Below are 22,430 nucleotides of genomic sequence, written 5' to 3'. Positions count from 1 at the left end.
AGCATGGCTACACCAGGAATGGCTCCTTCAAAAGGTAGTAAAGGCGCAGGCGGAATGTCTGAGCTCAAGCAAAGATTATGGTTTGTTCTCGGCGCACTAATTGTGTTCCGTTTAGGATCATTTGTGCCAATCCCTGGTATTGACGCCGCTGTATTAGCTCAGTTGTTTGAACAACAAAAGGGCACCATCGTAGAAATGTTTAACATGTTCTCTGGTGGTGCACTTGAGCGAGCCTCTGTATTGGCACTTGGTATTATGCCGTACATCTCAGCTTCAATTATCATGCAATTGCTTACTGTGGTTCATCCCGCAATGGCAGAGCTGAAAAAAGAAGGTGAAGCTGGACGTCGTAAGATCAGTCAATACACCCGCTACGGCACGTTAGTTCTAGCGACAGTACAATCAATTGCAATTGCAAGAAGTTTACCAGGAATGATGCCGGGTCTAGTAATGGACGCAGGTTTTGGTTTCTACTTTGCCGCTGTAGTAAGTTTAGTAACCGGTACCATGTTTTTAATGTGGTTAGGTGAACAAATTACTGAACGTGGTATTGGTAACGGTATATCTATCTTAATATTTGCAGGTATTGTTGCTGGCATGCCTTCAGCTGTTGCACAAACAGCAGAGATGGCGCGTCAAGGTGAATTGCACTTATTAGTATTATTGCTGATGTGTGTCATAGTATTCGCTGTAACCTTTTTTGTAGTATTTGTAGAACGTGGTCAACGACGTATTGTTGTTAACTATGCTAAGCGTCAGCAAGGCCGTAAGGTTTTCGCCGCGCAAAGCACGCATTTACCGCTTAAAGTTAATATGGCTGGTGTTATACCACCTATCTTTGCATCAAGTATTATCTTGTTCCCCGGCACTCTAGCGAGTTGGTTTGGACAAGGTGAAGGTGCAGTTGCTGACTTTCTACAAGAAGTATCTATTGCTATTTCTCCAGGTCAGCCGTTGTACGTTATGTTACTTGCCGCAGCGATAATATTTTTCTGTTTCTTCTACACGGCTCTTGTTTTCAATCCGCGTGAAACAGCAGATAACCTAAAAAAATCAGGTGCGTTTATTCCTGGGATTCGTCCTGGTGAGCAAACGTCTAAATATATAGATAAAGTGATGACACGCTTAACCTTAGCGGGTGCGTTGTATATTACCTTTATCTGTTTGGTACCTCAGTTCATGATCATCGCATGGGACGTTCAGTTCTATTTCGGTGGTACATCATTACTTATTATAGTAGTGGTTATTATGGACTTTATGGCACAAGTACAAACGCATATGATGTCTCATCAATATGACAATGTGCTTAAGAAAGCTAACTTAAAAGGTTAGGTCGTTAGACTTAACTCAATAGGTAAACGGAGTATAAAATGAAAGTACGTGCATCCGTAAAAAAGATTTGTCGTAATTGTAAAGTGGTTAAACGCAAAGGCGTAGTACGCATTCTTTGTGTAGAACCAAAGCACAAACAAAGACAAGGTTAAGCTTAGATTCATCTAAGCTGACAGCAATATCTTTTAGAAGTAGCATTGTGCAGAGATTTCTGTATAATGCCGCTTCGATTTGCAGAAAAGAAGACGGGTTGGGTATCCTAACGGGCTTTCCAACCTGATAATTTTAACCTTAAATAGGAGATGTGTTAGTGGCCCGTATCGCTGGCATTAACATCCCTGATCGTAAGCATGCAGTAATCGCCATTACTGCGATTTTCGGTATCGGAGCGACTCGCGCAAAAGCAATTTGTGCAGCAGCAGGTATCGCAGAATCAACGAAGATCAGTGAATTAGACGAAGCAAAAATAGATTTGCTACGTGCTGAAGTGGATAAATACACCGTAGAAGGTGATTTACGCCGTGAAGTTTCAATGAATATTAAACGTCTTATGGATTTAGGTTGTTACCGTGGCATACGCCATCGTCGCAGTCTTCCATTACGTGGTCAACGCACTAAAACTAATGCGCGCACCCGTAAAGGTCCTCGTAAGCCAATTAAGAAGTAAGAGGAACTAGACAATGGCTAAAACACCTGTACGTACGCGTAAACGCGTTAAAAAACAAGTTGCTGATGGCATGGCTCATATCCACGCCTCTTTCAACAACACAATCGTAACTCTTACAGATCGTCAAGGTAATGCTTTATCTTGGGCAACTGCAGGTGGTTCAGGTTTCCGTGGTTCACGTAAATCTACCCCATTTGCTGCTCAGGTAGCTGCAGACCGCGCTGGCGCCGCTGCAAAAGAGTTTGGTTTGAAGAATATTGAAGTTTTCGTTAAAGGCCCTGGACCAGGACGTGAGTCTGCAATCCGTGCCCTAAATGCTGCTGGTTTTAAAATCACCAACATTACTGACGTAACGCCTATTCCTCATAATGGTTGTCGTCCTCCTAAGAAACGTCGCGTTTAATCGTACTTTTTTTAGGATAGTTGGAGAAAGAAAATGGCTAGATATTTAGGTCCTAAGTTAAAGCTTAGTCGTCGCGAAGGAACAGATTTGTTCCTTAAAAGCGGTGTTAGAGCAATTGACACTAAATGTAAAATCGAAACAATACCAGGTCAGCACGGCGCACGTCGCGGTCGTTTGTCTGATTACGGTATTCAACTTCGTGAAAAACAAAAAGTTCGTCGTATTTATGGCGTACTAGAAAAGCAATTCCGTAATTACTACAAAGAAGCGGCTCGTTTGAAAGGTAATACAGGTGAAAACTTGTTACAACTTTTAGAGATTCGTCTTGATAACGTAGTATACCGTATGGGCTATGCAAGCACTCGTGCTGAAGCTCGTCAACTAGTTAGCCATAAAGCTATCGTAGTAAACGGCGTAGTTGTTAATATTCCATCTTTCAATGTTAAAGCTGAAGATGCAGTTTCTATTCGTGAGAAATCTAAAACTCAAGCGCGTATCATCGCTGCTTTAGAATTAGCTGAGCAACGTGAGAAGCCAGTCTGGGTTGAAGTAGATAACAAGAAACTTGAAGGCGTTTTCAAACGTGTTCCTGATCGTTCTGACTTGTCTGCCGAAATTAATGAACAGTTAATTGTTGAACTTTACTCTAAGTAAAGTAGCACTTAAGAGAGGAAATATATGCAGGGTTCTGTAACCGAATTCCTTAGACCGCGATTGGTTGGTATTGAAACCATTAGCGCGACTCGTGCTAAGGTAACTTTAGAGCCATTAGAGCGTGGTTTTGGTCATACTTTAGGTAATGCTTTACGTCGCATTCTTCTATCTTCAATGCCAGGTTGTGCTGTAACTGAAGTTGAGATTGACGGCGTTCTACACGAATACAGTAGTAAAGAGGGTGTGCAAGAAGACATCATCGAAATATTGTTGAACCTTAAGGGATTAGCTATAAGTTTAGAAGGTAAAAACGAAGCTGTTATTACTTTAACTAAATCCGGTGAAGGCCCTGTAACGGCAGCTGATATCCAACATGACGGAGATGTAACAATCGCAAATCCTAATCATGTAATCTGTAATTTAACAGGTGAAGGTTCTATCAGCATGCGAATCAAAATTGAAATGGGACGTGGTTATGTTCCTGCTTCAGTTAGACGCGATGCCGAGGATGAAGATCGTGCAATCGGACGTTTGTTAGTTGATGCTTCGTTCAGTCCAGTTGTAAGAATTGCCTACGATGTTGACTCTGCCCGAGTAGAACAGCGTACTGATTTAGACAAACTTGTACTTGATATGGAAACCAATGGTACATTGGATCCAGAAGAAGCTATTCGTCGTGCTTCAACAATTTTAGCTGAACAGCTAGATGCGTTTGTAGAATTGCGTGATATTAAAGAAGTAGAGCCAAAAGAAGAGAAACCTTTATTTGACCCTATTTTGCTTCGTCCAGTTGATGATCTTGAATTAACAGTTCGTTCAGCAAACTGCTTAAAAGCAGAAGCAATTCAATACATTGGCGATTTAGTACAGCGTGCAGAAGTAGAGCTTCTTAAAACACCTAATTTAGGTAAGAAGTCTTTAACAGAAATCAAAGACGTTTTGGCGTCTCGTGGTTTATCTTTAGGTATGCGCCTTGAAAATTGGCCGCCTGAAAGCATCGCTGATAACGACTAATTCGTTTATCGTTTTTTAATAGTTTGAGAGAAGGATTAACTTATGCGCCATCGTCAAAGCGGTCGCCAGTTAAACCGTAATAGCAGTCATCGTCAAGCGATGTTCCGTAATATGGCAAGTTCACTAGTTAAGCACGGCGTTATTAAAACGACCGTAGCTAAAGCTAAAGAACTACGTCGCGTTGTAGAGCCACTGATTACATTGGCCAAGACCGACAGTGTTGCAAATCGCCGTTTAGCGTTTGCTCGTACACAAGATAAAGAAGTAGTAGGTATTTTATTTAACGAACTTGGTACACGTTACCAAGAACGTCCAGGTGGATATACTCGCATTTTAAAATGTGGTTTCCGTACTGGTGATAAAGCGCCTATGGCTTATGTTGAATTAGTAGACCGTCCTGCATCAGATGTTGTTGCAGAAGAAGTTGAAGAGTCAGCAGAAGCTTAATTTAGCCTAGCTAAATTTGCTTTAAAATTAAAAACGGAGCTTCGGCTTCGTTTTTTGTTTTTAAAAATAATGATAATGAACTATATTGTAAACTTGACCAACCTTTAAATTCTCCGTATAACATTTACCCCCACTCTTAAGAGAATTAATTATGTCATCACGTAATCCTATCATTGCTGTAACCGGATCATCAGGAGCAGGTACATCGACAACGATAGAGTCGTTTGCACATATATTTCGTTCATTGGGTATCACTCCAGCGACAGTTGAGGGAGACAGTTTTCATCGCTACTCTCGACAAGAAATGGACCTCGAAAAGCGTAAAGCGAGAGAAGACAGAAGAAACATTAGTTATTTTGGTGATGAAGCTAACGATTTTGACGCCTTAGAAAAACTTTTTAGCACTTACTCAGAAACGGGTAAAGGCCAGATGCGTCGATACCTACACACATTTGATGAAGCCGTTCCCTACAACCAAATGCCGGGAACGTTTACACCTTGGGAAAAACTAGGTGATGGCACTGACTTACTCTTCTATGAAGGGTTACATGGCGGTGTAGTTACCGAAAAAAATGACGTAGCAAAACATGTCGACTTGTTAATTGGTATGGTACCGATAGTTAACTTAGAATGGATACAGAAAATAATACGTGATACTAATCAACGTGGGCATAGTCGAGAAGCGGTAACAGCAAGCATAGTGCGCAGTATGGAAGACTATATCTCTTACATAACGCCACAATTTTCAAAGACACATATCAACTTCCAGCGCGTACCGACAGTAGATACCTCGAACCCTTTTAGTGCTAAAGCCATACCGAGCCTTGATGAGAGTTTTGTGGTGATACGCTTTCGCGAAGCTACGGGTGTTGACTTTCCTTACTATTTATCGATGATTGACGGTGCTTTTATGTCACGTATCAATACCTTAGTTGTGCCGGGTGGTAAAATGGGGCTTGCCATGGAATTACTGTTAACACCATTGATCAGAGATTTAATGGAGAAAAAGCATCGCGCCAATAAGCAATTAGATTGGATGACTGATTTGTAGTAAGTTGTGCTGTAACGTAAATTACAGCACATGGTGCATTTACTCTTCGACTATTTCAAAGTCATGGGTGATTCGTACAGTGTTATGTAGCATTAATGCTACTGAGCAGTATTTGTCAGCAGAGAGTTTAACGGCCCGCTCGACGTGTTTTCCTGAAACTTCCTGACCTGTTATCACAAAGTGTAGATGAATATCAGAAAACAGTTTCGGCACTGAGTTTACACGCTTAGCTTCAATATCCACTTTACAACCACTGACGTTTTGCCTAGATTTATCAAGAATACTGACAACATCTACTGAGGAACACGCCCCTAATGAAATCAATACATTCTCTAGCGGGCTAGGTGCAGATGCACCGGCGTTAGCGTCCAAAACAATCGTATGACCATTTTGCGAAGTACCCATGAATAACTCTTCACCCATCCATTTTACACTTGCTTTCATTATTAGACCTTATATCTACTTATTAACGGGTAATATATTAACGTGCATCGGCTGAAATTTACTAGTCCTTCATCTAGATAATCAGAAAAAGAACCTTCAAGCCAACAAACAGCAGACAAAAGAAAATATCACTTGAGAAAAGTAATATCATTAGTATAATGGCGCCTCACTTCTTGAGTCTCTTTAAATTCCCAAACAAACTAAGATTCACCAGAAAAGTGTAACTCTTCATCTTAGATGGAAAGTAAACTAGGGGTATAGTTCCAATTGGTAGAACAGCGGTCTCCAAAACCGACGGTTGGGAGTTCGAATCTCTCTACCCCTGCCATATTTTATAAAGTATTTTTTAATACTTTTGAAGTAACTTCAGTGATGAAGTTAACATGCCATAGGCAAATATTTACAGGTCAATATTATGAATGCAAGTACAGAAAGCCAGCCAAACGGATCTCTTGATTCGCTAAAATGGATGATCGTCATCCTGCTTTTAGCCGGAGTCGTTTTCGCCAATTATTTTTACGGTGATGAATCCGTTTTATACCGTGCAATAGGTGCCGTTGTCGGTATCGTTATTGCTGGTGTAATCGCCATGCAAACTGTTAAAGGCCAGAACGCCGTTGCATTTGCGAAAGAATCACGTACTGAAATTCGTAAAGTTGTTTGGCCAACACGCCAAGAAGCGATACAAACTACAGGTATCGTATTGTTCGCTACTTTTATTATGTCTTTAGTTATGTGGGGACTTGATTCTACGCTATTTTGGGTAGTTGGCTTTATTACAGGTTTGAAGGTGTAATCATGACTGAAGAAATTTTATCTCCTGAAGAGAATGAACAAAACGAAGAAAAAGTAATTAACACAAACCCGAAGTTACGTTGGTATGTTGTGCAAGCTTTTTCTGGCTATGAAGGACGCGTGCAAAAAACCTTGGTTGAGCATATCGAGATTCAAGGTTTGCATGAGAAGTTTGGTCAAATTCTTGTGCCTACCGAAGAAGTCGTTGAAATGCGTGCTGGTCAAAAGCGTAAGAGTTCACGTAAGTTTTTCCCTGGCTATGTATTAGTACAAATGGAAATGGATGTTGAAGCTTGGCATTTAGTTAAAAGTGTCCCGCGTGTCTTAGGTTTTATCGGTGGTACCAGTGATCGCCCAGCACCTATTTCACAAAAAGAAGCTGACCGTATTTTACAAAGACTAGAAGATACCGATAAGCCTCGTCCTAAAACATTGTTTGAGCCCGGCGAAGTGGTTCGTGTTATTGATGGTCCATTTGCTGACTTTAACGGCGTTGTTGAAGAATTAGATTACGATAAAAACCGTATTAAAGTATCAGTATTAATCTTTGGTCGTTCAACACCAGTAGATTTAGAGTTCGGACAAGTCGAAAAAGGCTAACCGCTCAATAACAAATAATAATTTGAAAAGGCTAGAGATGCGAATCTCTAGCCTTTTTTGTTATATCAATAACATCCGTTCAACTCCCCCAGAAGTCATATAAATAAGAATTTCATTAAAGTCTTGTGTAAAAGGGCTTTTTTAATATATAATCCGCTGCCTATTTTTTTTAAGTGACTTCGTCGTCGTTTAGGAAAAAGTAAGGATAATCGAACAACGGGGAGCTGAATTAAATTTTAGCGTTAACACCCAAACTAAAGGTATTGAAAAATGGCTAAGAAAGTCCAAGCTCTAATCAAGCTACAAGTTGCTGCTGGTGCAGCAAACCCTTCACCGCCAGTTGGTCCTGCTTTAGGTCAACACGGTGTGAATATCATGGAATTTTGTAAGGCGTTCAACGCAAAAACAGAATCTTTAGAAAAAGGCGCTCCAGTACCAGTAGTTATTACTGTATACAGCGATCGTTCTTTTACATTTGAAACAAAAACACCACCTGCTTCTTACTTATTGAAAAAAGCAGCTGGCATCAAAAGCGGTTCTGGCCGTCCTAACACTGACAAAGTGGGTACTGTTACTACAGCCCAACTTGAAGAAATTGTTAAGACAAAAGAAGCTGACTTAACTGCTGGTTCTATGGAAGCTGCAGTGCGTACCATTGCGGGTTCTGCTCGTTCAATGGGTTTAGTGGTAGAGGACTAATCAATGACTAAATTAACGAAACGCGCTCGTCTAATCCGTGAAAAAGTAGACGTATTAAAAGATTATGATATTGCTGAAGCCATTTCTTTATTAAAAGAACTTGCTACTGCAAACTTCCGTGAAAGTGTAGATGTTGCTGTAAATCTTGGCATCGATGCTCGTAAATCAGACCAAAACGTACGTGGCGCAGCTGTATTACCAAATGGTACTGGCCGTGATGTTCGTGTTGCTGTATTTACACAGGGCGCAAATGCTGAGAAAGCGAAAGAAGCTGGTGCTGACATCGTAGGTATGGAAGATTTAGCTGAATTAGTTAAAAAAGGCGAGATGAACTTTGATGTTGTAATCGCTTCTCCAGATGCTATGCGTGTTGTTGGCCAACTTGGTCAGATTTTAGGCCCACGTGGTTTAATGCCTAACCCTAAAGTTGGTACTGTAACACCAGACGTTGTAACCGCTATTAACAATGCAAAATCGGGCCAGATCCGTTACCGCAATGATAAAAACGGTATCATCCATACTACTATTGGTAAGGCTGATTTCGACGATGCTAAATTACAAGAAAACCTAGAGTTTTTATTGGAAGCTTTAAAGAAAGCTAAACCAGCAAATGCTAAAGGTCAGTACATTAAGAAACTTTCTATCTCAACTACTATGGGCGCCGGTGTATCGGTAAACCAAGCTAGTTTGACAGCAGTTTCTAAGTAAAGTCACATTTTTTGCACTTTACAAGGGTTAAATTATAGACTATAATTTCGCCCTTAAAAATTTTGGTAGGTGTTGTTTTATTCTTTTAGAAGTTTAAACAACCCCGTCAAAGACCGTAGGAGTTTATAAGGTAATTATTTACTTTAATAGACTTAATTTTTCCTACGTAGATGGTGATTACCCAGTATTTCCTAATTCTGGTCCTCGCCGTAACGGCCTAGTTTACTTTCTTTAAAAGAATATAAGCTAGGGATAGTAAATACCGGTTTATTTAACCGGTGAACCAGGAGTTAAAGCCAATGGCTATCAATCTTGATGACAAAAAGGCAATTGTTGCTGAAGTTCAAGAAGCTGCTAGTGGCGCTCACTCAGTTGTAATCGCGGATGCCCGTGGTGTTGGAGTGGAAGCAATTACTGCATTGCGTAAGCAAGCACGTGAAAGTGGTGTATGGATGAAAGTTGTCCGTAACACATTAGCACGTCGTGCAGTAAAAGGTACTCAATTTGAATGTGTTTCTGACGTATTCAAAGGACCTTCATTAATTGCTTTTTCATCTGATCACCCAGGTGCTGCTGCACGTTTATTCACAGCCTTCGCTAAAGCTAACGAAGCCTTTGATTTAAAAGCAGCTGCATTTGAAGGTAATTCAGTAGACGTAAATGTGTTAGCTAAGCTACCTACTTACGACGAAGCGATTGCACGTTTAATGAGCGCAATGAAAGAAGCATCTGCAGGCAAATTAGTCCGCACGATTGCTGCAGTACGCGATCAGAAAGAACAAGAAGCCGCTTAATAATTGTCTACCTCTGCTATTACTCAAACATAGGCAGAGCACAATTCGCACTTTTTGTATTTATAGTTATTTCAAACAGCCAAAGGCTGTTTATTAAAAAACAGGAAATTTAAAATGTCTATTTCTAAAGACGATATCCTAAACGCAGTTGCTGACATGTCAGTAATGGACGTTGTTGCTTTAATCGAAGCAATGGAAGAAAAATTTGGCGTATCTGCATCAGCTGCTGTTGCCGCTGCTGGACCAGCTGAAGCTGTTGAAGAGCAAAGCGAATTCAACGTTGTTATGACTAGCTTCGGTGAGAAGAAAGTTGCAGTAATCAAAGCAGTTCGTGGCGCTACAGGTTTAGGCCTTAAAGAAGCTAAAGACTTAGTTGAAGCTCTTGGCGTTGTTAAAGAAGGCGTTGACAAAGCTGAAGCTGAAGCTCTTAAGACTCTTCTTGAAGAAGCTGGCGCTTCTGTTGAGATCAAATAATCTGTTTTTAAACAGATTATTTGCCTGAAAAGGCAATGGCTGGTGACTTTAAAGTCACCGGCCTTTTTGCGCTAAAGAAAGTGGTTTTTTTTAAACCAAAAAGTGCATAATTGGTACTAATGTATTAAGTACCATTGCAATATCCTGTCTGATACCAATTGGATTAGCTAACACAAAGTATGAAGCTATACTGAAGTTGTCTAGTCCAATTGGTATTTTAAAGGCAGATCGGCCATAACCAGCAAGCTGAGGAACCCCATGGTTTACTCTTACTCCGAAAAGAAACGTATTCGCAAGGACTTTGGTAAAAGCATACAAGTAATGGATTATCCATTCTTGTTATCAATCCAACTCGAATCTTTCCGTAAGTTTATTGATATTGATCCAACAGGTGAAACAGGCCTAGAGGCTGCGTTTCATTCTATTTTCCCAATTAAAGCTTACTCTGGTAGCTCAGAGTTACAATATGTGAGCTACAGACTTGGCGAACCGTTATTTGATGTCAAAGAATGTCAAATCCGCGGTGTAACCTATTCTGCGCCGCTTCGCGTTAAATTACGTTTAGTAGTTTATGATAAAGAAGCGCCAGCAGGCACAGTTAAAGATATCAAAGAACAAGAAGTATACATGGGTGAAATCCCATTAATGACAGACAACGGTACGTTTGTTATTAATGGTACTGAGCGTGTTATTGTTTCGCAATTACATCGTTCTCCAGGTGTGTTTTTCGATCATGATAAAGGTAAAACACACTCATCTGGTAAAGTATTATATAACGCACGCGTTATTCCTTACCGTGGTTCTTGGTTAGATTTTGAGTTTGATCCTAAAGATAATTTATTTGTACGTATTGACCGTCGTCGTAAATTACCGGCGTCAATCATTTTACGTGCCTTAGAATATTCTACTGAAGAAATTCTAGACATGTTCTATGACACCACTGATTTTTCAATCAAAGGCGATAAGTTGATCATGGATTTAATCCCTGAGCGCTTACGCGGTGAAACGGCAACGTTTGACATTTGTTTGAAAAATGGTGATGTATTAGTAGAGCAAGGTCGTCGCATTACTGCACGTCATATTCGTTCATTATCGAAAGAAAATCTTGAAAAGCTAGAAGTCCCAGCTGAGTACATCGTAGGTAAAGTTTTATCTAAAGCTTACATCGATGAGTCTACTGGTGAAGTTATCGCTGAAGCCAATGCTGAAATAACATTAGAGTTATTAGCAGAGCTAAGCCAAGCTGGTCATAAAGTTCTTTCTACCTTATATATGAATGAATTCGATGTTGGTTCATACATGTCTGACACTATTCGTGTTGATGGTACTTCAAACAAGCTAGAAGCTTTAGTTGAAATATACCGCATGATGCGCCCAGGCGAACCACCAACAAAAGATGCAGCAGAAACGTTATTTACTAACTTGTTTTTTGCTCCAGAACGCTATGATTTATCAACCGTTGGTCGAATGAAGTTCAACCGTCGTGTTGGCAATTCAGACGATGTTGGAAGTGGCATTTTATCTAACGATGACATTATTTCAGTAATGAGAACCTTAATCGCCATTCGTGACGGTAAAGGCGAGACTGATGATATCGATCACTTAGGTAACCGTCGTATTCGCTCTGTTGGCGAAATGGCAGAAAACCAATTCCGTGTTGGTCTAGTACGTGTTGAACGTGCTGTGCGTGAACGTTTAAGTCTTGGTGACTTAGACGCTATCATGCCACAAGACCTAATCAACGCTAAGCCTATCTCTGCGGCTGTGAAAGAATTTTTCGGTTCTTCACAATTGTCACAGTTTATGGATCAAAACAACCCGTTATCAGAAGTGACGCATAAACGTCGTATCTCCGCATTAGGCCCAGGTGGTTTGACGCGTGAACGTGCTGGTTTTGAAGTTCGAGATGTACATCCGACCCATTATGGTCGTGTATGTCCTATCGAAACGCCGGAAGGTCCAAACATTGGTTTGATTAACTCACTGTCGTGTTATGCACGTACTAACGATTACGGTTTCTTAGAAACTCCATATCGTAAAGTAGTTGATGGCTTAGTCACTGATGATATAGATTATTTATCAGCAATTGAAGAAGGTAACTTCGTTATTGCCCAAACTACAGCTCCGGTTGATAGTGAAGGTATGTTAGTAGACGGCTTAGTACAGTGTCGTCACAAAAACGAATTTACATTAATCTCGGCAGAACAAGTCCAATATATGGATGTTTCGCCACAGCAGATTATTTCAGTTGCAGCAAGTTTAATTCCGTTTCTTGAGCACGATGATGCTAACAGAGCCCTGATGGGTTCAAACATGCAACGTCAAGCAGTACCAACTCTTATCGTTGATAAGCCGTTAGTCGGTACAGGTATGGAAAAAGTTGTAGCAGTTGATTCAGGTGTAACTGCTGTTGCAAAACGTGGTGGTGTAGTCAGCTATGTTGACGCTTCTCGTATTGTTGTTAAAGTTAATGAAGACGAAATGCATGCTGGTGAAGCCGGTATTGATATTTATAACTTAACTAAATATACGCGTTCCAACCAAAATACATGTATTAACCAACGTCCACAGTGTCGTATGGGCGAACCTGTTACACGTGGTGATGTTTTAGCTGATGGTCCTTCAACGGACATGGGTGAATTAGCCCTAGGTCAAAACATGCGTATAGCGTTTATGCCTTGGAATGGTTACAACTTCGAAGATTCAATGTTGTTATCTGAACGTGTTGCTACAGAAGATCGTTTCACTACAGTTCATATTCAAGAATTAACCTGTATAGCACGAGACACTAAATTAGGTAGTGAAGAAATTACTTCTGATATTCCTAATGTTGGTGAATCAGCTTTATCTAAATTAGATGAAGCGGGTGTTGTTTACATCGGTGCTGAAGTTAATGGTGGCGACATCCTAGTGGGTAAAGTTACTCCTAAAGGTGAAACACAATTAACACCAGAAGAAAAACTATTACGTGCTATTTTCGGTGAAAAAGCAGCTGACGTTAAAGACAGTTCTTTACGTGTACCTAACTCAGTTAAAGGTACTATCATCGACGTTCAAATCTTCACCCGTGACGGTGTAGAAAAAGATAAGCGCGCTGTTGAAATTGAAGAATTACAACTTAAAGAAGTTAAGAAAGATTTAGGCGATGAATTTAGCATCTTAGAAGATGGTATTTATGCTCGTGCTAAAAACCTTCTTTTATCTGCTGGCTTAAACGAATCAGACATTAATAGTATGTCTCGTGCAAATTGGTTAGTTCAAAACTTGTCTGATGAAGGTCAACAATCTGAGCTTGAACAAATTGCTGAGCAATACGACAATATTAAAGCTGATTTCGATAAGAAGTTTGAAATTAAACGTCGTAAGATCACGCAAGGTGCTGATTTAGCTCCAGGTGTTCTTAAAATTATCAAAGTTTACTTAGCGATAAAACGCCACATCCAACCGGGTGATAAAATGGCCGGTCGTCATGGTAACAAAGGTGTTATTTCAAACGTCGTTCCAGTAGAAGATATGCCTTACGATCAATATGGTGTTCCTGTTGATGTGGTACTTAACCCGTTAGGTGTACCATCACGAATGAACATTGGTCAGATCTTAGAAACTCATCTAGGTATGGCGTGTCGTGGTATTGGCGAAAAAATCAACCGTATGTTGGAAGCGCAACAAGAAATTCATAAACTACGTAACTTCATTCAAGAAGTTTACAATGTTGGTGAATCTCGTCAAGTTGTTGACATCGCGAGCTTCTCTGATGATGAAGTGATGCGTTTAGCTAATAACCTACGTGCCGGTCTTCCTATTGCTACTCCAGCATTTGATGGTGCAGCAGAGAAAGAAATCAAAGAGATGTTTAGACTTGCTGATATGCCTGAAAGCGGTCAGTTTATCTTAACTGACGGTCGTACTGGTCGTGAATTTGAACGTCCTGTAACGGTTGGCTACATGTATATGTTAAAACTTAACCATTTAGTTGATGACAAAATGCATGCACGTTCTACTGGCTCTTACTCATTAGTAACGCAACAACCTCTTGGCGGTAAAGCGCAATTTGGTGGTCAACGTTTCGGTGAGATGGAAGTATGGGCACTAGAAGCATACGGTGCTGCTTATACGCTACAAGAAATGTTAACGGTTAAATCTGATGATGTTAACGGTCGTACTAAGATGTATAAAAACTTAGTAGACGGTGATCACAGAATGGAGCCAGGCATTCCTGAATCATTCAACGTATTGTTGAAAGAAATTCGTTCGTTAGGTATTAACATCGAATTAGATCAGGACTAGCTTCCAAAGCTGCATGCTGACTATCAAATTGATGAGTCAGTACACGGAGAAAGCAGGTAACTGCTTTCTCTTTAAGGTTTAACTCCGACAGGAGAAGAAGTGTGAAAGATTTACTTAAGTTTCTTAAGCAACAAAATCAAACAGAAGAGTTCGATGGTATACGTATCGGACTAGCCTCACCAGATCAGATTCGTTCTTGGTCATTTGGTGAAGTAAAAAAACCTGAAACGATTAACTACCGTACGTTCAAACCAGAACGTGACGGTCTATTTTGTGCGCGTATTTTTGGTCCAGTAAAAGATTACGAATGCCTTTGTGGCAAATACAAGCGTTTAAAGCATCGTGGTGTTATTTGTGAAAAATGTGGCGTAGAAGTTACATTAACAAAAGTTCGTCGTGACCGTATGGGTCATATCGAATTAGCAAGCCCAGTTGCACATATCTGGTTTTTAAAATCATTACCTTCGCGTATTGGTTTATTACTTGATATGACACTTCGTGATATCGAACGTGTTCTTTATTTTGAATCTTATGTTGTTACTGAACCTGGTATGACAACATTAGAAAAAAGCCAAATTCTAACTGAAGAAGAATATCTTGATGCTTTAGAAGAGCATGGTGATGAATTTGACGCATTAATGGGTGCTGAAGCTGTTTTAGCTTTACTACAACAAATCGATTTAGAAGGCGAAGTAGCGCAAATGCGTGAAGAGCTTCCTGAAATTGGTAGTGAAACTAAGCGTAAAAAAGTCACTAAGCGTTTAAAATTAATGGAAGCATTCGCCGCTTCAGGTAATAAGCCTGAGTGGATGATTATGAACGTACTACCCATTTTACCACCGGATTTACGTCCGTTAGTACCTTTGGATGGTGGCCGTTTTGCTACGTCTGATTTGAACGATTTATACCGTCGTGTTATTAACCGTAACAACCGTTTAAAACGTCTTCTTGACTTAGTAGCACCAGATATTATCGTACGTAACGAAAAACGTATGTTACAAGAATCTGTTGATGCACTTCTTGATAACGGTCGTCGTGGTCGCGCAATTACCGGTTCTAACAAACGTCCTCTTAAATCTCTTGCCGATATGATTAAAGGTAAGCAAGGTCGTTTCCGTCAGAATCTATTGGGTAAACGTGTTGATTACTCTGGTCGTTCTGTAATTACTGTTGGTCCTACACTGCGTTTACACCAGTGTGGTTTACCGAAAAAAATGGCACTTGAATTATTCAAACCATTTATTTACGGTAAATTAGAAGCTCGTGGTTTAGCGACTACGATTAAAGCGGCTAAAAAATTAGTTGAACGTGAAGGCGCTGAAGTTTGGGATGTACTTGACGAAGTTATTCGTGAACATCCAGTTATGCTTAACCGTGCACCAACACTTCACAGACTAGGTATCCAAGCGTTTGAACCTGTTCTAATTGAAGGTAAAGCAATTCACTTGCATCCTCTAGTTTGTGCGGCATACAATGCCGATTTCGATGGTGACCAAATGGCGGTACACGTACCGTTAACTATCGAAGCACAAATGGAAGCTCGTACCTTAATGATGTCTACCAATAACGTGTTATCACCAGCAAACGGTGAGCCGATTATTGTACCATCACAAGATGTTGTTTTAGGCTTGTACTACTTAACACGTGACCGTGTTAATGGTTTAGGTGAAGGCATGGTTTTTGCTGACACTAAAGAAGCTGAAAAAGCTTACCGCACAGGTGTTGCAGAACTTCACGCCCGTGTAAAAATTCGTATCACCGAATACTTTAAAGACGAAGAAGGTAACTTTACTGTACCTAAAACGACTTTACGTGATACCACGGTAGGTCGCGCCATTATGTGGCAGGTTTGTCCAAAAGGTATGCCTTACGATTTAATCGATCAACCGCTTGGCAAAAAACCAATTTCGAAATTAATTAACCACGCTTACCGTAACTTAGGTTTGAAAGAAACGGTTATTTTTGCTGACCAAATCATGTACACAGGCTTCCATTACGCGATGATCGCGGGTTGTTCTGTTGGTATTGATGATATGGTTATTCCTGCGGCTAAATACACTATTATCGAAGAGTCGGAAGAAGAAGTTGCTGAAATCCAAACTCAATTCGAACAAGGTTTAGTGACTCAGGGCGAAAAATATAACAAAGTTATTGATATTTGGTCATCTGCCAACGAGAAAATCTCTAAAGCGATGATGGACAACTTATCAAAAGAAACTGTTATTAACCGTGACGGCGTGCCAGAAGAACAAGATTCATTCAACTCTATCTACATGATGGCTGACTCGGGTGCTCGTGGTAGTGCTGCTCAGATCCGTCAGTTAGCGGGTATGCGTGGTTTGATGGCTAAACCAGATGGTTCTATCATCGAAACGCCAATCAAAGCTAACTTCCGTGAAGGTTTGAACGTATCTGAATACTTCATTTCAACTCACGGTGCGCGTAAAGGTCTTGCCGATACTGCATTGAAAACAGCTAACTCGGGTTACTTAACTCGTCGTTTAGTTGATGTTGCACAAGATTTGGTTGTGACTGAACATGACTGTGGCACTTTCGACGGTCTACTAATGACACCATTAATCGAAGGTGGAGATGTTGTTGAACCATTAAGAGAACGTGTTCTTGGTCGTGTTGTTGCTGAAGATGTTCTCAAGCCCGGTACTGACGAAGTTTTATTACCTCGTAATACGCTAATTGACGAAGCTTTGTGTGATTTCATTGAAGAAAACTCAATAGATCAAATGAAGGTACGTTCAATTATTACCTGTAAAACCGATTTTGGTATTTGTGCTCACTGTTACGGTCGTGATTTGGCTCGTGGCCATATGATCAACCAAGGTGAAGCTATTGGTGTTGTTGCAGCCCAATCAATTGGTGAACCTGGTACACAGCTTACCATGCGTACGTTCCACATTGGTGGTGCCGCATCGCGTGCCTCTGCTGAAAACAATGTTCAAGTTAAAAACACAGGTACTTTGAAACTTCAAAATGCTAAGTTTGTAACTAACTCTGAAGATCATCTTGTTATTACCTCACGTTCTTCTGAAATGACGGTAATTGATGAGCTAGGTCGTGAGAAAGAACGTTATAAAGTACCTTACGGTACTGTGCTTTCTAAGAAAGATGGTGGATCAATTGTTGCCGGTGAAATCATCGCTAACTGGGACCCGCATACTCACCCTATTATTACGGAAGTAGCAGGTAAAGTTCAGTTCGTTGATCTTTCTGATGGCGTGACTATGGTTCGTCAAACTGATGATCTGACTGGTCTTTCAAGTATTATTGTTACTGACGCAGGTCAACGTAATGCAACGGGTAAAGAAATGCGCCCAGCATTGAAACTTGTTGATGCTAACGGTGAAGAAGTTATGATTGCCGGGACAGAAATCCCAGCACTTTACTACTTACCGGGTAATGCGATTGTTAACTTAGAAGATGGCGCGGATGTAAACATTGGTGATGCACTGGCTCGTATACCACAAGCAAGTTCTAAAACTCGTGATATAACCGGTGGTCTTCCACGTGTTGCTGATTTATTTGAAGCACGTAAGCCTAAACTTCCTGCAATTCTTGCTGAGAAAACAGGTGTTGTTGCTTTCGGTAAAGAAACCAAAGGTAAAGTGCGCTTATTAATCACTCAACCTAGCGGTGAAGTATACGAAGAGATGATCCCTAAAACGCGTCTTTTGAATATCTATGAGGGTGAGCCAGTAATCAAAGGTGAAGTTATTGCCGATGGTCCTGAGTCTCCGCATGATATCTTGCGTTTACGTGGTGTTGCACCTGTTGCTAATTACATTGTTAACGAAGTACAAGAAGTATATCGTTTACAAGGTGTAAAAATTAACGACAAGCACATCGAAGTTATCGTCCGTCAAATGATTCGCAAGTGTGAGATCTTAGACGCGGGTGATAGTGATTTCTTGAAAGGCGAACAAGTAGAAGTAGCGCGTGTTAATATTTCAAACCGCGAGCTTGAATCTGCTGGTAAGCAACCTGCTGAATACGAAATGCAAATGATGGGTATTACTAAAGCATCATTAGCAACTGAATCGTTTATTTCAGCGGCATCTTTCCAAGAAACAACACGTGTACTTACTGAAGCTGCTGTTGCAGGTAAGAAAGATAAGTTACGTGGCTTGAAAGAAAACGTTATCGTTGGTCGTTTGATCCCAGCGGGTACAGGTTATTCGTACCATCAGGAACGTGCTAAACGTAAACTACAAGCAAAAATGCCTGCTGTTGAAGAAGTCGCTGTTTCAGCTGACGATGCTGCACAAGCATTAACTGACGCACTAAATGCTAGTGATTAAGTAAAAAATATAGCGTTAATGGCCTGTGCTACTTGACAGGCCATAGCTTGACCTATAGAATTCCGCGACCCTATATCCTGTACTGTTTATGTATAGCATTTAAGGTCGCGGATTTTCACGTTTATAAGGGTGTAAATTTCTCATTGATTGGAATTTACACAAGTTTAACTAATCGGGAGCTATTTAATGGCAACTATTAACCAATTAGTACGTAAACCACGTGTAAGACAAGTAACTAAAAGTAACGTTCCAGCGTTACAAGCTTGTCCACAACGTCGTGGCGTATGTACTCGTGTGTATACAACTACACCGAAAAAACCTAACTCAGCACTTCGTAAAGTTGCTCGTGTTCGTTTAACTAACGGCTTCGAAGTAACTTCATACATCGGTGGTGAAGGACATAATTTACAAGAGCATAGCGTTATTTTAATACGCGGTGGCCGTGTAAAAGATTTACCGGGTGTGCGTTATCACACCGTTCGTGGCGCGCTTGATTGTTCAGGTGTAAGCGACAGAAGACAAGGCCGTTCTAAATACGGTGCTAAACGACCTAAATCTTAAGTTTTCCTCTCTAACTCCTTATAGATAGGAAGAGAAAAAACGTTAAGTAAGGCCAAATAAGAAATTTTTAAATTTATATATTTTGGATTAATCCTGAATACTACGGAGAATTAAGATGCCAAGAAGACGCGTCGTAGGGCAACGTAAAATATTGCCAGATCCTAAGTTCCATAACGAACTTTTAGCAAAATTCATCAACATCCTTATGGTTGATGGTAAAAAATCTACTGCAGAAAAAATTGTTTACGGTGCATTAGACATTTTAACTGAAAAAAACAGCGAGAAAACTCACTTAGAGCTTTTCGAAACTGCTTTAGATAATATCCGCCCATCTGTCGAAGTTAAATCTCGTCGTGTTGGTGGTTCTACTTATCAAGTACCAGTTGAAGTTCGTCCAGTTCGTCGTAATGCTCTAGCCATGCGTTGGTTAGTTGAAGCAGCTCGTAAACGTGGTGAAAAATCAATGGCTCAGCGCCTAGCTAACGAAATGTTAGATGCGTCTGACAGCAAAGGTTCAGCGGTTAAGAAACGTGAAGACGTTCACCGTATGGCTGATGCTAACAAAGCGTTCGCTCACTACCGCTGGTAAGCTAGCAGTTTTGAATGGATGTATGATTTACCCTTTGCATATGCTTAGGGTGAATACATGGCTAGCAAGAGTTTCTCTTGCTAGCCATACTAACTTTTACGGACTGATGCTTTGTGCAGTTCAAATAGTATTAAACAGTAGTATTAAACAAATACTCACCGCTTACGCGAATATTTATTTAATAGTACTAATTATTAGTGACTAAGAATTAGAGGATTTCATTTTGGCACGTATCACCCCTATTGAGCGCTACCGTAACATTGGTATCTGTGCGCACGTAGATGCTGGCAAAACGACAACCACAGAACGTGTTTTGTTTTACACGGGTCTTTCTCACAGAATTGGTGAAGTGCATGATGGCGCTGCAACCATGGACTGGATGGAACAAGAGCAAGAGCGTGGTATTACCATCACCTCAGCAGCGACAACTTGTTTCTGGAAAGGCATGGACGGTCAATTTGTTGACCACCGTATTAATATTATCGATACTCCTGGTCACGTTGATTTTACCATTGAAGTTGAACGCTCCTTGCGTGTCCTCGATGGTGCTGTATTAGTTTTATGTGCCTCTTCTGGTGTTCAACCGCAAACAGAAACTGTTTGGCGTCAAATGGAAAAGTATGCCGTTCCACGCATTGTTTTTGTTAATAAAATGGACCGTACTGGTGCAGACTTTCTTTCTGTTGTTGGTCAGCTAAAAGCACGTCTAAAAGCAAACGCAGTACCTATTCAGTTACCTATTGGTTCAGAAGAAGATTTTAAAGGTGTTATAGACCTTGTTAAAATGAAAGTGATCAACTGGAGTGAAGACGATCACGGGATGACTTTTACTTATTCAGCAATACCCACCGATATGCAAGACCTTGCCGATGAATGGCGTGAGAATATGATATCGGAAGCGGCTGAAGTGTCAGACGAGTTAATGGATAAATACCTTGAAGATGGCGATTTGACAGAAGATGAAATCAAGTCAGCACTTCGACAACGTACCCTTAATAATGAAATCATTCTTTGTACTTGTGGCTCTGCTTTTAAAAACAAAGGCGTACAAGCTGTTTTAGATGCGGTTATTGACTATTTACCCTCACCAACGGAAGTTGCTGCTATTACGGGTATTAGTGATGACAAAAATGAAACACCGGCAACGCGTGCTGCAGATGATAGTGCACCATTTTCCGCGTTAGCCTTTAAAATTGCCACTGACCCTTTTGTCGGTACGTTAACCTTCTTCCGCGTCTATTCCGGAGTAGTAAAAACAGGCGATAGTGTCTTTAATCCGATTAAAGGCAAGAAAGAACGTCTCGGTCGTCTAGTGCAAATGCATGCCAATGACCGTCAAGAAATTAAAGAAGTTCGTGCTGGTGATATTGCAGCAGCCATCGGTTTAAAAGATGTGACTACGGGTGAAACACTGTGTGATGCCAATCACGTAATAACACTTGAGAAAATGGAATTCCCTGATCCGGTAATTTCAATAGCCGTTGAGCCAAAAACCATTGCTTCTCAAGACAAATTAGCCCTAGCCTTAAGTAAATTATCAGCTGAAGATCCTTCGTTTAAGGTCGTTACTGATGATGAAACGGGTCAAACGATCATTTCCGGTATGGGTGAGCTACACTTAGACATTATTGTCGAGCGCATGAAACGTGAGTTTGGCGTCGAATGTAATGTCGGTAAGCCACAAGTTGCTTATCGTGAAACTATTCGTTCTACGGTTGAAGTAGAAGGTAAATTTATTCGACAATCAGGTGGTAAAGGCCAATTTGGTCACGTTTGGTTGAAAATGGAACCCTTACCAGAAGGTGCTGGTTTCGAATTTGTTAACGAAATTGTTGGCGGTACTGTTCCTAAAGAATATATCCCCGCCATTGAAAAAGGCTGTTTTGAGCAAATGGATAGTGGTGTATTAGCCGGTTATCCAATGCTTGATGTTAAAGTAACACTTTATGACGGTTCTTTTCATGACGTTGACTCTAATGAAATGGCGTTTAAAGTTGCTGCTTCAATGGGCTTTAGAGAAGGGGCGTTAAAAGCTACGCCGACACTTCTAGAACCTATGATGAAAGTCGAAGTAACTACGCCAGAAGAAAACATGGGTGATGTCGTTGGCGATTTAAATCGTCGTCGCGGTATGATCGATGGCATGGACGAAGGTCCTGCTGGCTCTAAGATAGTGAATGCAATAGTACCACTGTCTGAAATGTTTGGTTATGCTACTGCATTACGCAGTGCAACACAGGGCCGCGCCTCTTATTCGATGGAATTTTTACAATACAGTGAAGCTCCTAAGAATGTAGTTGCGGCAATAACAGAATCTCTTGGAATCTCGTAAGACACTCACTTATAGTTAGTGAAAGTCTAGCTCGGTCATCTTGGCTGCGCTTTTAATAAACTTTAAGGTAATTGAAAAATGGCTAAAGCAAAATTTGAACGTTTAAAACCGCATGTTAACGTTGGTACTATCGGTCACGTCGATCACGGTAAAACTACTTTAACAGCTGCTATCTCTGCAGTATTAACTAAAGTACACGGTGGTGAAGTTAAAGATTTCGCACAAATCGATAATGCTCCTGAAGAGCGTGAGCGTGGTATTACAAT

The 22,430-nt window shown here is 40.6% G+C and carries 21 protein-coding genes and 1 tRNA gene; 21 read left to right on the top strand and 1 reads right to left on the bottom strand.

Going from position 1 to position 22,430, the window contains the following annotated elements; translation table 11 throughout:
- Nucleotides 1-3: 3 nt before the first annotated feature.
- The 8 genes from secY to H4J66_RS10065 all read left to right on the top strand — a co-directional run bounded on the left by secY (nucleotide 4) and on the right by H4J66_RS10065 (nucleotide 5,568).
- Nucleotides 4-1,332, top strand: a complete 1,329-nt coding sequence (gene secY, locus H4J66_RS10100) for a preprotein translocase subunit SecY (RefSeq protein WP_070375060.1) — start codon at nucleotides 4-6, stop codon at nucleotides 1,330-1,332.
- A gap of 38 nt (nucleotides 1,333-1,370) precedes the next feature.
- On the top strand, nucleotides 1,371-1,484 hold the full coding sequence (rpmJ, locus tag H4J66_RS10095) for a 50S ribosomal protein L36 (protein WP_083277954.1): 114 nt from the start codon (nucleotides 1,371-1,373) through the stop codon (nucleotides 1,482-1,484).
- Between the two features lie 158 nt (nucleotides 1,485-1,642).
- Nucleotides 1,643-1,999 (top strand): 30S ribosomal protein S13, encoded by a 357-nt coding sequence (gene rpsM / locus H4J66_RS10090; protein ID WP_070375059.1) that lies wholly within the window; start codon nucleotides 1,643-1,645, stop codon nucleotides 1,997-1,999.
- A gap of 13 nt (nucleotides 2,000-2,012) precedes the next feature.
- The gene (rpsK, locus tag H4J66_RS10085) at nucleotides 2,013-2,402 is read left to right on the top strand and encodes a 30S ribosomal protein S11 (protein ID WP_070375058.1); all 390 of its coding nucleotides are present in this window, start codon (nucleotides 2,013-2,015) and stop codon (nucleotides 2,400-2,402) included.
- A gap of 33 nt (nucleotides 2,403-2,435) precedes the next feature.
- Nucleotides 2,436-3,056, top strand: coding sequence for a 30S ribosomal protein S4 (rpsD, locus tag H4J66_RS10080; RefSeq protein WP_070375057.1), 621 nt, complete (start codon nucleotides 2,436-2,438; stop codon nucleotides 3,054-3,056).
- A 24-nt stretch (nucleotides 3,057-3,080) separates the two neighbouring features.
- The gene (locus tag H4J66_RS10075) at nucleotides 3,081-4,070 is read left to right on the top strand and encodes a DNA-directed RNA polymerase subunit alpha (RefSeq protein ID WP_070375056.1); all 990 of its coding nucleotides are present in this window, start codon (nucleotides 3,081-3,083) and stop codon (nucleotides 4,068-4,070) included.
- A gap of 42 nt (nucleotides 4,071-4,112) precedes the next feature.
- Nucleotides 4,113-4,517, top strand: a complete 405-nt coding sequence (gene rplQ / locus H4J66_RS10070) for a 50S ribosomal protein L17 (RefSeq protein ID WP_182173946.1) — start codon at nucleotides 4,113-4,115, stop codon at nucleotides 4,515-4,517.
- 151 nt (nucleotides 4,518-4,668) lie between these two features.
- The gene (locus H4J66_RS10065; RefSeq protein ID WP_070375054.1) at nucleotides 4,669-5,568 is read left to right on the top strand and encodes a phosphoribulokinase; all 900 of its coding nucleotides are present in this window, start codon (nucleotides 4,669-4,671) and stop codon (nucleotides 5,566-5,568) included.
- Nucleotides 5,569-5,607: 39 nt separating this feature from the next.
- Here H4J66_RS10065 and H4J66_RS10060 read toward each other — a convergent pair whose 3' ends face one another.
- Nucleotides 5,608-6,012 (bottom strand): OsmC family protein, encoded by a 405-nt coding sequence (locus H4J66_RS10060; RefSeq protein ID WP_182173943.1) that lies wholly within the window; start codon nucleotides 6,010-6,012, stop codon nucleotides 5,608-5,610.
- A 251-nt stretch (nucleotides 6,013-6,263) separates the two neighbouring features.
- On the opposite strand from H4J66_RS10060, the gene H4J66_RS10055 reads away from it, so the two are divergent.
- From H4J66_RS10055 to H4J66_RS09995, 13 genes are all read left to right on the top strand, one after another.
- Nucleotides 6,264-6,340 (top strand) — tRNA-Trp (locus tag H4J66_RS10055).
- A gap of 87 nt (nucleotides 6,341-6,427) precedes the next feature.
- Entirely contained in the window at nucleotides 6,428-6,808 is a 381-nt protein-coding gene (gene secE / locus H4J66_RS10050; protein WP_182173940.1) for a preprotein translocase subunit SecE, read from the top strand.
- A 2-nt stretch (nucleotides 6,809-6,810) separates the two neighbouring features.
- Nucleotides 6,811-7,407 carry a transcription termination/antitermination protein NusG gene (gene nusG, locus H4J66_RS10045; RefSeq protein WP_220463275.1) on the top strand — a complete coding sequence of 199 codons (597 nt, stop codon included), beginning with the start codon at nucleotides 6,811-6,813 and terminating at the stop codon, nucleotides 7,405-7,407.
- 270 nt (nucleotides 7,408-7,677) lie between these two features.
- The gene (gene rplK / locus H4J66_RS10040) at nucleotides 7,678-8,106 is read left to right on the top strand and encodes a 50S ribosomal protein L11 (RefSeq protein WP_070375051.1); all 429 of its coding nucleotides are present in this window, start codon (nucleotides 7,678-7,680) and stop codon (nucleotides 8,104-8,106) included.
- 3 nt (nucleotides 8,107-8,109) lie between these two features.
- Nucleotides 8,110-8,814, top strand: coding sequence for a 50S ribosomal protein L1 (gene rplA, locus H4J66_RS10035; protein WP_070375050.1), 705 nt, complete (start codon nucleotides 8,110-8,112; stop codon nucleotides 8,812-8,814).
- A 299-nt stretch (nucleotides 8,815-9,113) separates the two neighbouring features.
- On the top strand, nucleotides 9,114-9,608 hold the full coding sequence (gene rplJ / locus H4J66_RS10030) for a 50S ribosomal protein L10 (RefSeq protein ID WP_070375049.1): 495 nt from the start codon (nucleotides 9,114-9,116) through the stop codon (nucleotides 9,606-9,608).
- A 114-nt stretch (nucleotides 9,609-9,722) separates the two neighbouring features.
- Nucleotides 9,723-10,082, top strand: coding sequence for a 50S ribosomal protein L7/L12 (gene rplL, locus H4J66_RS10025; protein ID WP_070375048.1), 360 nt, complete (start codon nucleotides 9,723-9,725; stop codon nucleotides 10,080-10,082).
- Between the two features lie 258 nt (nucleotides 10,083-10,340).
- Entirely contained in the window at nucleotides 10,341-14,369 is a 4,029-nt protein-coding gene (rpoB, locus tag H4J66_RS10020; protein WP_182173937.1) for a DNA-directed RNA polymerase subunit beta, read from the top strand.
- 101 nt (nucleotides 14,370-14,470) lie between these two features.
- Nucleotides 14,471-18,682 carry a DNA-directed RNA polymerase subunit beta' gene (gene rpoC / locus H4J66_RS10015; protein ID WP_182173934.1) on the top strand — a complete coding sequence of 1,404 codons (4,212 nt, stop codon included), beginning with the start codon at nucleotides 14,471-14,473 and terminating at the stop codon, nucleotides 18,680-18,682.
- Between the two features lie 186 nt (nucleotides 18,683-18,868).
- Complete coding sequence (gene rpsL / locus H4J66_RS10010) at nucleotides 18,869-19,243, top strand: 30S ribosomal protein S12 (protein WP_011045492.1); 375 nt, start codon at nucleotides 18,869-18,871, stop codon at nucleotides 19,241-19,243.
- A 115-nt stretch (nucleotides 19,244-19,358) separates the two neighbouring features.
- Nucleotides 19,359-19,832, top strand: coding sequence for a 30S ribosomal protein S7 (rpsG, locus tag H4J66_RS10005; protein WP_070375045.1), 474 nt, complete (start codon nucleotides 19,359-19,361; stop codon nucleotides 19,830-19,832).
- 223 nt (nucleotides 19,833-20,055) lie between these two features.
- Nucleotides 20,056-22,164, top strand: a complete 2,109-nt coding sequence (fusA, locus tag H4J66_RS10000) for an elongation factor G (RefSeq protein ID WP_182173931.1) — start codon at nucleotides 20,056-20,058, stop codon at nucleotides 22,162-22,164.
- 78 nt (nucleotides 22,165-22,242) lie between these two features.
- Nucleotides 22,243-22,430 (top strand): GTP-binding protein (locus H4J66_RS09995; protein WP_259369046.1); only part of this gene is annotated, 188 nt, incomplete at its 3' end.

Source organism: Colwellia sp. MB3u-55, assembly GCF_014076785.1.
Classification (GTDB): Bacteria; Pseudomonadota; Gammaproteobacteria; order Enterobacterales; family Alteromonadaceae; genus Colwellia_A.
Note: the sequence above shows the minus strand (reverse complement) of the source record. Positions and strands in the feature narration are given on the sequence as shown.